The 15,066-nt window shown below is 49.9% G+C and carries 10 protein-coding genes and 4 tRNA genes; 4 read left to right on the top strand and 10 right to left on the bottom strand.

Annotated elements, in window-relative coordinates:
- Positions 1-35: 35 nt before the first annotated feature.
- Positions 36-1,166, bottom strand: a complete 1,131-nt coding sequence (locus tag L2712_RS11460) for an S-(hydroxymethyl)glutathione dehydrogenase/class III alcohol dehydrogenase (protein ID WP_033540711.1) — start codon at positions 1,164-1,166, stop codon at positions 36-38.
- A 188-nt stretch (positions 1,167-1,354) separates the two neighbouring features.
- On the opposite strand from L2712_RS11460, the gene L2712_RS11455 reads away from it, so the two are divergent.
- Positions 1,355-2,224, top strand: coding sequence for a LysR substrate-binding domain-containing protein (locus L2712_RS11455; RefSeq protein ID WP_088904898.1), 870 nt, complete (start codon positions 1,355-1,357; stop codon positions 2,222-2,224).
- A 132-nt stretch (positions 2,225-2,356) separates the two neighbouring features.
- Here the strand turns inward: L2712_RS11455 and L2712_RS11450 are convergent, their stop codons facing one another.
- The 4 genes from L2712_RS11450 to L2712_RS11435 form a co-directional block, all read right to left on the bottom strand.
- A complete protein-coding gene (locus tag L2712_RS11450) occupies positions 2,357-2,602 on the bottom strand; it encodes an HP1242/YdcH family protein (RefSeq protein ID WP_033540709.1) in 246 nt (81 codons plus the stop codon).
- Between the two features lie 176 nt (positions 2,603-2,778).
- Positions 2,779-4,068, bottom strand: a complete 1,290-nt coding sequence (locus L2712_RS11445) for an NAD(P)/FAD-dependent oxidoreductase (protein ID WP_248977852.1) — start codon at positions 4,066-4,068, stop codon at positions 2,779-2,781.
- A gap of 319 nt (positions 4,069-4,387) precedes the next feature.
- Positions 4,388-4,999: a fumarylacetoacetate hydrolase family protein gene (locus L2712_RS11440; protein WP_033540707.1), complete on the bottom strand. Its 612-nt coding sequence runs from the start codon at positions 4,997-4,999 to the stop codon at positions 4,388-4,390.
- A 33-nt stretch (positions 5,000-5,032) separates the two neighbouring features.
- Positions 5,033-8,455, bottom strand: a complete 3,423-nt coding sequence (locus L2712_RS11435) for a hybrid sensor histidine kinase/response regulator (protein WP_088904902.1) — start codon at positions 8,453-8,455, stop codon at positions 5,033-5,035.
- A 178-nt stretch (positions 8,456-8,633) separates the two neighbouring features.
- Here L2712_RS11435 and acs point away from each other — a divergent pair, with 178 nt between their 5' ends.
- From acs to L2712_RS11420, 3 genes are all read left to right on the top strand, one after another.
- The gene (gene acs, locus L2712_RS11430) at positions 8,634-10,586 is read left to right on the top strand and encodes an acetate--CoA ligase (RefSeq protein ID WP_033540705.1); all 1,953 of its coding nucleotides are present in this window, start codon (positions 8,634-8,636) and stop codon (positions 10,584-10,586) included.
- A gap of 125 nt (positions 10,587-10,711) precedes the next feature.
- On the top strand, positions 10,712-12,451 hold the full coding sequence (radD, locus tag L2712_RS11425) for a DNA repair helicase RadD (protein ID WP_248977851.1): 1,740 nt from the start codon (positions 10,712-10,714) through the stop codon (positions 12,449-12,451).
- Between the two features lie 65 nt (positions 12,452-12,516).
- Entirely contained in the window at positions 12,517-12,774 is a 258-nt protein-coding gene (locus L2712_RS11420) for a GrxA family glutaredoxin (protein WP_011865330.1), read from the top strand.
- Between the two features lie 49 nt (positions 12,775-12,823).
- Here the strand turns inward: L2712_RS11420 and L2712_RS11415 are convergent, their stop codons facing one another.
- The 5 genes from L2712_RS11415 to L2712_RS11395 form a co-directional block, all read right to left on the bottom strand.
- Positions 12,824-13,966 (bottom strand): DcaP family trimeric outer membrane transporter, encoded by a 1,143-nt coding sequence (locus tag L2712_RS11415; protein ID WP_088904905.1) that lies wholly within the window; start codon positions 13,964-13,966, stop codon positions 12,824-12,826.
- 677 nt (positions 13,967-14,643) lie between these two features.
- A tRNA-Lys gene (locus tag L2712_RS11410) sits at positions 14,644-14,719 on the bottom strand.
- Positions 14,720-14,757: 38 nt separating this feature from the next.
- Positions 14,758-14,833 (bottom strand) — tRNA-Lys (locus L2712_RS11405).
- A gap of 38 nt (positions 14,834-14,871) precedes the next feature.
- Positions 14,872-14,947, bottom strand: a tRNA-Lys gene (locus L2712_RS11400).
- A 38-nt stretch (positions 14,948-14,985) separates the two neighbouring features.
- A tRNA-Lys gene (locus L2712_RS11395) sits at positions 14,986-15,061 on the bottom strand.
- Between the last annotated feature and the right edge of the window lie 5 nt (positions 15,062-15,066).

Below are 15,066 nucleotides of genomic sequence, written 5' to 3'. Positions count from 1 at the left end.
AAAGGGCGCTGCGACTAACAGCGCCACATCCTGCTTTATCGGTTAAAGTGCACCACAGAGCGGATACTCTTACCCTCATGCATAAGATCGAAAGCCGTGTTGATCTCCTCGAGTGCCATGGTATGGGTAATAAAGTCGCTCAGTTTAAACTCACCGCGCAGATACTTTTCAACAATCTCTGGCAGCTCTGAACGCCCTTTGACACCGCCAAAGGCACTGCCGCGCCAAACACGCCCGGTGACCAGCTGGAACGGACGGGTCGAGATCTCTTGGCCTGCACCTGCAACCCCTATGATCACTGACTCACCCCACCCCTTATGACAACACTCAAGGGCTGAGCGCATCACATCGACATTACCGATACATTCAAAAGAGTAATCAACGCCACCATCGGTTAACTCGACAATCACTTCCTGAATCGGCTTGTCATAATCCTTCGGATTAATGCAATCGGTCGCACCTAACTGACGTGCCAGTTCAAATTTGCTCTCGTTGATGTCGATGGCAATGATACGTGTGGCGCCCGCCATGGTCGCGCCTATGATGGCAGATAAGCCGATACCGCCTATGCCGAAGATAGCAACGCTGGCCCCCGGCTCAACTTTTGCTGTATTGAGCACCGCCCCCATGCCTGTGGTCACGCCACACCCCAGCAGGCAGACCTCTTCCAGTGGCGCCTCAGGGTTCACCTTGGCCAGTGAAATTTCAGGCAGTACTGTGTATTCGGAGAAGGTTGAGCAACCCATGTAGTGGAAGATAGGCTGACCATCTTTATAGAAGCGAGTGGTGCCATCTGGCATCAATCCCTTACCTTGGGTCTCACGGATCTTTTGACACAGGTTCGTCTTGCCCGACTTACAGAACTTACATTCACCGCACTCAGGGGTATAGAGAGGAATAACATGATCCCCCACAGCGACACTGGTGACACCTTCGCCGACGGCCTCAACGATACCGCCACCCTCGTGGCCCAAGATCGCGGGGAAGACACCTTCAGGATCATCACCCGACAGCGTGAATGCATCGGTATGGCAAACACCCGTCGCCACTATCTTAACCAAAACTTCACCCGCCTTGGGATACATGACATCCACTTCTTCTACCGACAGAGGTTGACCTGGACCCCAGGCGATTGCCGCCTTAGATTTGATAAATTTGTCTGTCATCTCGCTTGCTCCATTAACTGTTTCTGTCTGCCCACTTCAATGTAGTCGCTGGCCATTGGCTTGTCGTGCCAGCAGTTGCATCGCAGTGAATTTGATTACTTGCCTCTATTTTATTTATTTCTTATAAGATGATAATCTGCATTTTAAGCAAATCATTTTTACCAACTGGTAATAATAAAGGACCATCTATGCAAGAATGGGAGGGGGTCAGCGAATTTGTAGCGGTCGCAGAAACCGAAAGCTTCACCCAGGCAGGGAAGCGACTGGGGATCTCTACCGCCCAGGTGAGTCGCCAAATCGGCGCACTGGAACAGAGACTAAATACTAAGTTACTGTACCGCACCACGCGTAAGGTCTCGATGACAGAAGAAGGTAATCTCTACTACCGCCATTGCCGCCAGGTGCTTGATGGTCTGGATGAAGCCGAACGCGCACTTAGCAGTTTAAAGGGCCTGCCCCAGGGCTTACTGCGTATGACAGCCCCGGTTGCATATGGCGAAAAATATATTCTACCCGTCGTCAACGATTTCCTATTAGCCTATCCCAGCGTCGAAGTGGATATCGAACTCACCAACCGTCAGGTCAAGCTAATCGATGCAGGCATAGATCTGGCAATCCGCATCGGCAAACTCGCCGATTCCAGCCTGATGGCCAGACGTGTGAGTCAACGGATCAACTATGTTTGTGCATCGCCCGATTATCTTAAGCGCTTCGGTGAACCCCATAGCCTTTCAGAACTCAGTCAGCACAACTGCCTGCAGGGTAACTATGACTATTGGCGTTTCATCGAGCAGGGGCGAGAGCGTCAAGTCAAAATAAAGGGCAACCTGCGCTGTAATACGGGCCATGGATTAAGGGATGCGGCGCTCAAAGGCCTAGGGCTAGTGCAGCTGCCAAACTACTATGTCGGTCAAGATCTTAAAGCGGGGCGTTTGGTGTCTGTGCTCAACGCCTATCAGGAACCTAACGAAGGCGTCTGGGCCCTCTATCCGCAAAATCGCCACCTCTCCCCTAAGGTCAAGCTGATGGTCGAATTTCTCGGCGAGAAGCTCCCTTAATCTTTAGACTTAGGTTAATCGCTAAAAAGCGGCTTAAAATGCAGCGATAGCAACAAAAACGCCGCCTCCACTCTAGATGAAGGTGCGTTTTGATATGTTGAACTAAATCTCGCCTATACCACAGGCCAATATTTAGGTACTGGCGGCGAGCAAACGCTGATAGAGGACATCTTTCAGCTCAGCCCTTTCATGCTTCAGCTGATTCATGGCGCTATCGTCAATAGGCGCATCATTTAACTCTAAGGTTCGGATCTCTTTATCGAGTGCGCTGTACTTTTTGTTGTCTGTGGCGAACCCTTCATCGGATTCAGTCAATTTGAGGATCAAGTCTTGATAATCTGGAAAGTCGTTCACGAGCGAGTGGTTTTCACCGAGCATAAGGCCCCCTTTATTTGAGCAGATAAATGGATCTAAATTATGCCTTGTTGATAAATGTAGCACGCCATCACGCTCCCGATCAGTATTCACCTCACAAAATACTGCAAAGAGTTGATAAATTAAGTTTTAACCCGCTGTTTAATGAGGTTTACAGTGATGATTATATCCGCGGCAGACTATCTGAAATGCTCCATCATGCGGTAGTAAAGCATCCCGAGAGCCATACCTTGATTACCCAGCCAATCGCCTACTGGCAAGCGGATCTGCTTCATGCCCGCAAACAGATCAAACTCGGCTAGCTGCCCACGTACCGCCTGACTCATGATTTCCCCCATGATATGAGAGGTCGCCACGCCGTGGCCAGAATACCCCTGACAGTAAAACAGATGCTCTGAGACCTTACCAAGCTGTGGAATGCGATTAACCACGATACCTGCCATGCCGGTCCAGTCGAACTCTATCTCGACCCCTTTGAGGCGTGGGAAGGTGCGTTCTATCGCCGGACGTAACTCGGCGGCGACATTTTTTGAATCCCGCCCTGAATAGTTGGTGCCACCACCAAACATCAGTCGGTTGTCGGCGGTCATGCGATAATAGTCGAGCACGAAGCGGCTATCGTATACGGCTATGTCATGGGGATTAAGCTGCCTGGCCAATTGTGGGTCTAGCTTCACTGTGGCGCAATTACCCAGTGATGCGGGAAACAGCATACCGCTCAACTTACGCCGCGCCAGTTTATGATAAGCATTGCCCGCAAGTACCGCGCAGTTGGCAGTAATTCTGCCTTTATCCGTTGTGACCGTCACTCGCTTGTCATCACGAATATCGAGCACCTGTGAGGCTTCGAAAATTAAGGCGCCGTTGGCCTCGGCGGCCCTCGCCTCGCCGATGCAGAGGTTGACCGAGTGCAGATGCATGTTACGGCGATTCAATAAGCCACCATGATACAGCGGCGTGTCCAGATAGTCGGGAATGTCGGCCTTACTCAGCAAGGTTAGCTCATCCCCCATGCCCCTTCTGAGCCCCTCTTCATAGGTAGCCTGCATCTCGGCCATATGAGCCGGCTTATAGGCTGTGTGCAGATGACCAAACTTGAGATCGCAATCTATCTGATATTTCTCGACCCGCTTCTTGATGATCTCATGGCCACGCCAACGCAGGTTCCAGACAAACTCTTCCGCTTCTTGGCCGATACGATTGCGGAGCTGTTTTACCATAGCGTTATCGCCGGAGAGACTGCCGGTTACCTGGCCACCATTGCGTCCGGTCGCCCCCCAGCCCACCTTATTGGCCTCGACGACTGCGACTTTAACCCCTTGCTCTGCCAACTCCAGGGCTGTTGCCACACCGGTAAATCCAGCACCAATGATCACCACATCAACATCAACCTCCCCCTCCAAAGCAGGGTACTGTGTCTCTTGTTTGATGGTAGCGTTATAGTATGAGTTACAACGGGGTAATGGCATCTGGCTTTCCTTAGTTGATCAATTAGTTGCGCAGCTTACAGCAGCTTTGTTTTATATTTTTTACAACATGTTTGATATTCGAGTATACCTAGGTGCAAACTTAGGTCAACTAAATAAAGTCAGAGAAAACAGTGAGAGGTTAGCGCTGGCAAATACAGCGCTAAATAGTGACTATCAATCCAATAACCAACAAACGTAACAAGCACAAATGGAGTTGATTTAAAGTAAGGCCGATGTGGCTTTCACCCCCTTACCTAACCAAGCACAGAAAAATCATTTCCTTCTTACAAACAGACAAATATGATTTGGTTAAATTTGTTTATTGCGCCAGCCAGCTGTGACTGATCAGCAGCCTATCATCTTGATAAAGGCTCAATGTAAAGCACTCGCCAGCAACGATCTGCCCTACCCCTTTAGGCGTGCCCGTCATCAGGATATCGCCATCCTCAAGCTGCATGAAAGTGCCTAGCTCAGCTAAAATAGCACCAGGCTGATTAATCATCATAGTCACATCACCAGACTGACGTAGCTCCCCATCGACAGCTAAACGAAACGATAAGGAGGCCAACTCCCCACTCAAAGGCACAAACTCGCTAAAGAGTGCCGCGCCGTCAAAGGCCTTCGCTCGCTCCCAAGGGAGTCCCTTGGCCTTCAGTTGACTCTGTAACTGGCGTTTGGTGAGATCTAAGCCGACACCGACAGCCTCAAATCGACCTGCCTTCACCATGAGGCAGAGTTCGGCCTCATAATGTAGTGGCTCCTGATGCACACTTAATAAGGTGTCTGAAATCGCCGAGTTGGGCTTAACAAACAACACCATATCGTCTGGGATCTCGTTGTTGAGCTCCTTGATATGCTCGACATAATTTCGCCCGACGCAGACTATCTTGCTCGGTGTCACGTGTTGCTCTAAATATTTAACCGAACGCAATCTTCACTCCTTCGCTGTTAATTTAGATAATTTTTACTTCACTAAGCTGGATATCAGCGCTCGCAGCGCAGCGGGTTTAACCATCTTAGCCATATAGTGATAGCCACGCAGCTGCACATCGTCCACCAAATCCTTGCGGGTATTGGCGGTGATCAAGATCCCCGGAAGATGCTCGCCATACAGGGCCCGGATCCCGTCCATGGCATCAACCCCATTTTGGCCATTATCCAAGTGGTAATCGGCGAGCACAATATCTGGAGCAACCCCTTTCAATCCCAGCTTGATACGAGCATCGGCCAGATCACTGGCGCAGATCACTTCACACTGCCAACGACTGAGTAAGCTTTCCAAGCCTGCAAGAATTGCCTCTTCGTTATCGATACAAAGCACCTTGACACCTGCAAGTGGTTGCATGACAGGATTAGCCTTCTTGGGTAGTGCCACCTTGGTTTTTTCACCCAAGGGGACGGTAATGGAAAACATTGAACCCTGCCCTAATTTGGACACCACGCGTATATCATGATCCAGCACCCTGGCAATGCGATCGGCAATAGCAAGACCTAACCCTAGACCGCTAACGCTCTTACTTTGAGGATTATCCAATCGTTTAAACTCTTTAAAGATCTCCCCAACCTCCTGCTCGTCGATGCCACAACCCGTGTCGATCACTTGGATCTCCAGTGCGCCGGCTCGGTGACGACACCCCAGCAATACCCGATTCCCCTTGGCATAGCGGTAGGCGTTGGTTAGAAAGTTCTGCAGCACACGCCTAAGCAGGCTGAGATCTGAGCTGATGATGCTTGAGCTGGCCACCATGGAAAACTTGATACCATAGTCCTTGGCCATCGCATCAAACTCCACCGCTAACCCCTCTAGCAATTCGGCCACCGAGAAATCGCGTCGATTCACCTCCACCATGCCCGAATCCAGCTTGGAGATATCCAAGAGATCGGTCAGCAGCTCGCCAGCTATCTTGAGCGAGCTATTAACATGAGACAGTGTGGTGCGCCCCTCCTGGTCCAGATTCGGATATTGTGCCAATGAGGCGGTAAACAGACGAGCGGCGTTTAGAGGTTGCATCAGGTCGTGGCCAACAGCCGCCAAAAAACGGCTCTTAGAAGCATTGGCATTCTCTTCCTGCGCCTTAGCCTCTAGCAACTCACTATTTAATAGCGCCAGCTCATAGGTACGCTCTTTTACCCTGGCCTCCAGGGTTTCGTTAACCTCCTGCAGCGCCTTAGCATGTTCACGATACTGGGTGATGTCGGTAAAAGTCATCACAAAACCGCCGCTGGGCATAGGATTGCCCTGAATCTTAATCACCTTGCCATCCTGGCGCTCGCGCTCAGACACGTGAGCCGTACCATTACGCATATGTTGAACCCGCTTGGCTACCTGCTCCTCCACATCGCCCGGGCCGCAATAACCACGCTCAGCATTGAAACGCACCACATCAGCTATCGGCATCCCCGTTTGCAGGAAATCTTCCGGGTAGTCATACAGCTCGACATACTTGTAGTTCCACGCAACCAGATTCAGGTCTTTATCCACCACGCTCATCCCTTCGTAAGCGTGCTCTATCGCGCCTCTGAGCATATCCTGACTCAAAATGATCTTAGAGGAAGCCTCATCCACCAGGCTGAACACCTCATCAAGCGCCAAATCGCGCCCTTGCAGCACTGAATCCATCACCAAAGAGGCGCTGGATCCCCCCAAGACGCCAGCCAACATATGCTCGGTATGGGCGATCAACTCAGGCGAAGCGACCTTATGCCAACTGTCACTGCGCACCGCTTCATCGGAAAAACGTGAAAAACTCTCATAGGCGCGTGTCGGGCTGACAAAGCGGCTGGCCAAGATCAGCAGATCTTGCTGTGAGATAGGGCTTGCCTTACGGTTACTGGTGTTTTTCAGCTCACCTGGTGTCACGAAGGCACTGGCCTGGATCCGCTCTGCCACACCGGCACGAAACCAGATGGAACCCAGCACATAACACGCTAGATTGGCCAGCAGCGCGGTGAGAATATCACGCACATTGGGATTGATACTTTCCAGCAGTGCCAGTTCACCACCAAAAACCCCCTGACTATCGCTTATTCCCTGCACGAGTATGTAACACCAGAGACTGAAACCGACGATCAGTCCTAAATAGACTCCACCACGATTACCATGCTTCCAGTACATGCCACCGATCAGTGCAGGAGCCAACTGCGCGAAGGCGCCGAAGGAGAGCATGCCGAGCGCGGACAGCGAATCACTGTTCATGAAAGAGAGGTAACTGAAATACCCCAGCCCTAAGATTAAAACGATGGCAATACGGCGAGCATTTAGTAAAAACTGAGAAAACTGACTGAAGTTCTTCTGACGGATCTTGCCTGAGTGCAACATCAAAGGCACCAGCCATTCGTTACTGACCATAACGCTAATGGTCACTACGGCGACAATCACCATGCCTGTCGCTGCCGAAAGGGTACCCAGCAGCGCAATCACCGCCAGCATAGGCTGATCCAACGCCAAAGGCAGATTGATCACATAGGTATCGGCCGACACACTGTCCCCCAGTATCAACTTACCTGCGAGGGCGAGCGGCGCTACAAACATGCCAAAGAGGATCAGATAAAGCGGAAACAGATACTTGGCCTTTACCAAGGTGGGCTCATCCTTACACTCAACCATCATCACGTGAAACTGACGCGGCATACAAAGAAATGCCGCCATGCCCACCAACAGCTGGGGCATCAGATTCTCAAGGCGAAGCTCTGGATGACTAATAAGCTGACGTTCACTTGCCTGCTGCCAGATATCACCAAAGCCATCGAAGAAACCGAAGCTTATCACCACGCCGACTAAGAGAAACGCCGCCAATTTGACCAGAGACTCGAAGGCAATAGCCAGCATCATCCCTGGGTTATGCTCTGTGGCATCAAGTTTGCGGGTACCAAACAATATCGCAAACAAAGCTAAAATGCCGGTCACGATAAGCGAAACCCAAGCGCCATCATAGAGGGCACCCTCGGGCTGGAACAGATTGAGACTAAACACCATCGCCTTAAGCTGCAAAGCGATATAGGGCATGATACCAAACAGGGCAATAAGGGTGACGATAGCGGCAATGGTTTGCGACTTGCCATAACGCGCGGCGATAAAGTCAGCCACCGAGGTGATGTTTTGCGCCTTTGAGACAATCACCATCTTACGCAGTAAACCAAACCCAAAGGTAAAGATAAGGATAGGACCAAGAAAAATAGGCAAGAAAGACCAGAGATCCTGCGCCGACTGACCTACAGTGCCGAGAAAGCTCCAGGAGGAGCAGTAAACAGCTAAACTTAAACCATAAGTCCAAGTCTGTATTTTCTTAGTGATCCGCCCAAACCAACGCTCTGCTCCCCAAGCCAACAGGAAGAGAAGCGAGACATATAATAGGGCAATCACACCGACAACCAGCGTCAGATTCATAGCAATTCCAATTCTTTTAATTATTCTGCGCTAAATACTAGCTTAAATCTCATGCAAATATAATCACAACAGACTAAAAATTAAGGATATTTTTTTACTAGACCAAGGTCTAATAGAGGTTAAGAGCCTAAGCATTCCATACTTTATCCACGCACAATTAGAAATAAAAGGAAGTCAGATGAGCACCCAGTCTCTCTACAAAGTTCCAAGCGAAATCGCGGCGAATGCCCATATTAATGATGAAAAATATAAAAAAATGTATCAGGAATCAGTGGTTAACCCCGAAGGTTTCTGGAGAGAGCACGGCCAGCGCATCGATTGGATGAAGCCTTTTACCAAGGTAAAGAAAACCTCTTTCGACGACCATAACCTGTCGATTAACTGGTTCTACGATGGCACGCTCAATGCGTCAGTTAACTGTCTCGATCGTCACCTGGCAGACAATGCTGACAAGCTTGCCATCATCTGGGAAGGTGATGATGCAGCAGAGCAACGCACACTCACCTATGGTGAGCTGCACAAAGAAGTATGTAAGTTTGCCAATGCGCTGCGTAGCCAAGGGGTACGTCGCGGTGATGTGGTGACGGTTTACATGCCCATGGTGCCAGAAGCTGCCGTCGTCATGCTAGCTTGTGCTCGCATAGGTGCCATCCACTCTGTGGTCTTTGGTGGTTTCTCGCCAGACTCTATTGCCTCTCGTGTTATCGATGGCAAATCTAAGGTAGTGATCACCGCTGATGAAGGGGTGCGCGGTGGACGTACCATTCCACTAAAAGCCAACATAGATGCGGCACTCTCTCACCCTGACGTCAATTGCGTTGAAAAGGTGATCGTGCTTGAGCGCACAGGCAACCCAGTCAACTGGGTAGAAGGTCGCGACATCAAATGGGATGCACTGATGGAAACCGCATCAGAGCATTGCGTTGCCGAAGAGATGGGTGCTGAAGACCCACTTTTCTTGCTATACACCTCAGGCTCAACCGGTAACCCCAAGGGCGTACTGCACACCACTGGCGGCTACCTGGTCTATGCTTCGATGACTCACGAATATGTGTTTGATTACAAAGAGGGTGAGATCTACTGGTGTACCGCCGATGTGGGTTGGATCACCGGTCACTCTTACATGGTCTATGGACCGCTAGCTAATGGCGCGACCATATTGATCCACGAAGGTATTCCTAACTACCCAAGCCCTGCTCGTATGGGTGAGATGATCGACCGCCATAAGGTCAACATCCTGTATACCGCACCCACCTTGATTCGCGCCCTGATGGCCGAAGGTAAAGAACAATTTGATAGCTTCGATGGCAGCTCGCTGCGCATCATGGGTTCGGTCGGTGAGCCGATTAACCCTGAAGCTTGGCGCTGGTACCATGAAGTGATCGGCCATGAAAACTGTCCTATCGTAGATACCTGGTGGCAAACCGAAACCGGTGGCATCTTAATTTCGCCACTACCGGGCGCCACAGACACTAAGCCAGGCTCGGCTACTCGCCCATTCTTCGGCGTACAACCTGCACTGGTGGACAACATGGGTAACATCATCGACGGCGCTGCCGAGGGTAACTTAGTGATCCTCGACTCTTGGCCTGGGCAGATGCGCACCGTGTATGGTGATCATGACAGATTTGCTCTGACCTACTTCAAGACATTCCGCGGCATGTATTTCACCGGTGACGGTGCTCGCCGTGATGAAGATGGCTACTACTGGATCACGGGTCGTGTCGACGACGTGATTAACGTATCGGGCCACCGTCTGGGTACAGCCGAAGTTGAGAGTGCGCTGGTAGCACACGAACATGTCGCCGAAGCTGCTGTAGTGGGCTACCCTCACGACATCAAGGGCCAAGGTATCTATGCCTATGTCACCTTGACTAAGGGCACGCAAGAGAGCGAAGAACTGCGTCAAGAACTGCGTCAGTGGGTGAGAAAAGAGATTGGCGCCCTGGCGACGCCGGATCTCATCCAATGGGCTGGCGGTCTGCCTAAGACACGTTCAGGCAAGATCATGCGCCGCTTCCTGCGTAAGATCGCCGCTAACGAAGTGACTAATCTGGGTGATGCATCGACACTGGCCGATCCAGCGGTGATCGACACCCTTATCGAGACACGTCTCAATCGCAGCGAATAAACGCTCAATAGACTAAATTCTCTCTTCTAGCCCCTCTTTGAGGGGCTTTTTTTATATTTCTCCCCTAGCCGCTACAAATCTACGCTGCTATCCTGACTGACCCAATCACAGATCACATAGCCGTTTTGCAACTTAGAGACTACCAACGCCAGGCCGTCGACGCCGCCATCAATCATTTTAAGCGCAGCGATGAGTCAGCCCTCGTGGTACTCCCAACCGGTGCAGGGAAGAGTATCGTCATCGCCGAATTGGCTCGCATTGCCAAGGGGCGCACCCTAGTGCTTACCCATGTCAAAGAACTGGTAGCGCAAAATGCCGAGAAGGTTGGTTTACTAACCGAGGAGGCCAGTATCTTTTCCGCTGGCCTTAAACAGAAATCCACCCGCAACAAGACAGTGGTTGCCAGCATCCAATCGGCAGTGCGTAATCCCGAACAGTTTAACCAGCCCTACTCTTTAGTGATCATCGACGAATGCCACCGCGTCTCCAACGAGAAAGAGAGCCAGTATCAGCAGCTTCTTAACCATCTCAAGGCACAGAACCCGAAACTCAGGTTATTAGGTCTAACGGCCACCCCCTATCGTCTTGGCAGTGGTTGGATCTACCGCTATCACTATCATGGCAAAGTCGGGAATACTGAGCAGCCAGTGTTTGAACACTGCATTTTTGAACTGCCGATGCGCCCGCTCATTAAACAGGGATTTCTGACGCCCCCCAAGGTGCTTGACGGCCTATCTGCCCAGTATGACTTTAGTGAGCTCTCACCCAGTGCCAATGGCGAATATAGCGAGACCGAAGTAGACTCCCTGCTAAACCACGCCGGACGCGCCACAAAGGCGATTGTGGAACAGATAAGGCAACTGACCAACACCCGAGCTGGCACCATCATCTTCGCGGCGACCGTGCGTCATGCGCAGGAGATCATGACGCTGCTCGACAGCCCCCAGGCAGGGCTTATCACAGCCGATACGCCAAGCCAGGAGCGCGATGCCATCATCGACGCCTTTAAACGTCGGGAGCTCAGCTATCTGGTCAATGTGGCCGTACTGACCACAGGCTTTGATGCCCCCCATGTGGACCTTATCGCCATCTTAAGACCCACGGCTTCAGTGAGCCTGTTCCAGCAGATGGTTGGTCGGGGCCTGAGGATCTGTGAAGGCAAGCGAGACTGCTTAGTGATCGACTATGCCGCCAATGGCTTCGACCTCTTCTTCCCCGAAGTAGGGCGTCCCAAGCCCGACAGTAAGAGCGTGCCGGTACAGGTTCCCTGCCCTGTCTGCGGCTTTGCAAACATCTTCTGGGGACTGGTAGATAATGATGGCGATATCATCGAACATTTTGGCCGGCGCTGTCAGGCAACAGTTGCAGGGCCTGATGGCAAGCAGCAGTGTGACTTTCTTTTTCGCGCTAAGGCTTGCCCTGAATGCGGTGAAGAAAATGACATTGCCGCTAAGGTATGTCAGCACTGCCAGTCGACATTAATCGACCCAGATAAGCGCCTTAAAGAGGTACTGCAACAGAAACATCATCATCTGTTCCGATGCCAGGAAATGCTTTTCGAGGCCGATAACAACCGACTCAAGGTGCGTTACCTGGATATTGAGGGTAACGATTTCTCCTGTTATTTTAATTTTGCTACCAAGGCACAAATTCGGGCTTTTTACGGTGTATTTGTGCATCAACATACACGCACTCCAGGCCAGAAACAGCCCTCATTTAACAAGCCAGAGCAGGTAGTCGCCGCGCGGGAGCTTTTCCGAATACCGGATCTTTTGTTGTTGAAAAAAGGTAAGCGAGGCTGGGAGTTGGTTGAGCGTTTCTTCGACTATCGTGGGCGATTCGACAGCCAGCATAAGTTTGTATGATCTGGCATATGCAAACCTCGCTGCCCTGTGGTATAAAGTCAGCAACATTTACTTCTGGAGCGAATATGTTTGTTGTAATTTTCGGCCGCCCAGGCTGCCCTTACTGCGTTAGAGCGGTACAACTGTCAGAACAACTGGTTGAATCCCGTGATGATTTTAAGTTTAAGTATGTCGATATTCATGCAGAGGGTATCACCAAGGCCGATCTGGAAAAGACGGTAGGTAAGCCAGTTGAAACTGTGCCTCAGATCTTCATCGATCAGGAGCACATTGGTGGTTGCACCGAATTTGAACAATATGTTCGCGATAACAATTTGCTATGATTGATAAAAAAGGAGGCTAAGCCTCCTTTTTTTATTTTAACGTCACGTCCTAAAGGACATATTTCACCGAGAAGATAACGCGGTTTAATTCACCCTTATCGCCATTTTGCTTAGTGTTTTCAGCGTACATATATTCCACCCCAACCGTCATAGGTTTCACTGGCGAATAGAGCAAGTTAATGTAGCCAGAATAGGACTCTTCATTCACCAGACCACCGGTCAATGCCACATCATTGTCCGCCTTAAAGCCAGATAGGGTAAAGCTCGAGCGCCATTTATCATTCCACCAATGACGGTACGAGGCAAAACCGCCATAGGAGCTGATGGTCTCAATATCGCCATCGGCATCCAATACGCCCGCATTGGCATAGTTAAGCGCCATATAACGCCCCATGCCATCACCAGCAGTTGCCGACAGTTTAAAATCATCATCACCAATCGGGATCACCCCAGTAAAGCTGACACCGTAACCCATGGTTTGAGAGTCAATATCACCCTTTTCAAGGTTCAACTGGCGTGCCAGACCCGCCAAGGTAAACTTAGAGCCACCTTGGGTGTTAAAGTTATAACGCACAACAAAATCTGGCACCATGCCGCTACCGCTGGTTATACGACCGCCACCACCGTTAGGCGTTACTGTGGTTTCAGGGTTTTCTAAGGCAAACTGGAATCCACCATTGGTATATCTCACCTGAGTCTGACGCACGAAAGGCGTGCCATCTGCCGCACCAACAAAGTCTAAGTTTTCTGGCAATGCACCAGGATTTTGGAAGGTCGTCCAGGTCTGGCCCACGGTCCAATTGTCAAAGCTCACAAAGGCGTGACGAATACGTGGCGAGTAACTGTTAGATACTCTCTCGTTACCATCTGTATGCGTCATGAAGTCTAATTCGATGAATCCAGTCAGCTTGTGACCATCGAGATCTGTTACTGTCTTAAAATTGAAGCGAGACTCTCTCGCTTGAAAATCAACAACTTGCTCGCCATTCCCAGGTGTTCCATAGATAGTGCCTGGTACATAAAATTGGCGAGAAAGATTGCCCGAGTCTGGTGCCCCATTGCTGTAATCACTAAACATGACATCGGCTTTTACATAGCCACCAAACTTAAATTCTGTCTCGGCCATCGCAGCACTGGAACCTAGCGCCAGTATGGTTGCTGCAGCTGCCACAGACATTTTTGCGTGTTTCATCTGTCCTCTCCCTTTTTCATTATTATCGCAATGAATATGACGGAGTTAACAAACAAGTAACATTAGCAAAACGTCTATAAGACAAAGGTCTAATAGCTAAGGCTAATGTGCGAGAAAAAGCTAGTGAATTAGTCTAGGTTGAGCGAAGTACAGTCTAATCGTCAAAACGAGTCAGCAAATAATGCGACGCATTAAACCGACTAATGCTTAGCGGCAATAAACATGGATCAACGAAGTTAGAAATATTTTAAGAAAAAAACTAAAGCGAGAAAAAGTGGTGGATCGTGAAGGATTCGAACCTTCGACTAATGTGGATTAAAAAGTAAAGCCAACGGCCTCTTTGCCTAAAGAACATCGACTGAGCTAACAACTTTCTAAATTATAAGAAGAACTTAACACTTAGAGGAAGTGGTGGGTCGTGAAGGATTCGAACCTTCGACCAATGTGGATTAAAAAGTAAAGCCAACTGCCTCTTTGCCTAAAGAGCATCGACTGAGCTAACAACTTTCTAAATTATCAGAAGAACTTAACACTTAGAGGAAGTGGTGGGTCGTGAAGGATTCGAACCTTCGACCAATGTGGATTAAAAAGTAAAGCCAACTGCCTCTTTGCCTAAAGAGCATCGACTGAGCTAACAACTTTCTAAATTATCAGAAGAATTTAACACTTAGAGGAAGTGGTGGGTCGTGAAGGATTCGAACCTTCGACCAATTGGTTAAAAGCCAACTGCTCTACCGACTGAGCTAACGACCCATCTTGGATGCCTAACTGTTTAGCCACTGTCAGAAAAGTGGTGGGTCGTGAAGGATTCGAACCTTCGACCAATTGGTTAAAAGCCAACTGCTCTACCGACTGAGCTAACGACCCATTTTAGATGCCTAACTGTTTAACCACTGTCAGAAAAGTGGTGGGTCGTGAAGGATTCGAACCTTCGACCAATTGGTTAAAAGCCAACTGCTCTACCGACTGAGCTAACGACCCATCTTAGGTGCCTAACTGTTTAACCACTGTCAGAAAAGTGGTGGGTCGTGAAGGATTCGAACCTTCGACCAATTGGTTAAAAGCCAACTGCTCTACCGACTGAGCTAACGACCCATCTT

The sequence above is a fragment of the Shewanella marisflavi genome (assembly GCF_023283925.1).
Classification (GTDB): Bacteria; Pseudomonadota; Gammaproteobacteria; order Enterobacterales; family Shewanellaceae; genus Shewanella; species Shewanella marisflavi.
The sequence above is the reverse complement of the archived record's forward strand: the minus strand, read 5'-3'. Positions and strand labels throughout refer to the sequence as shown.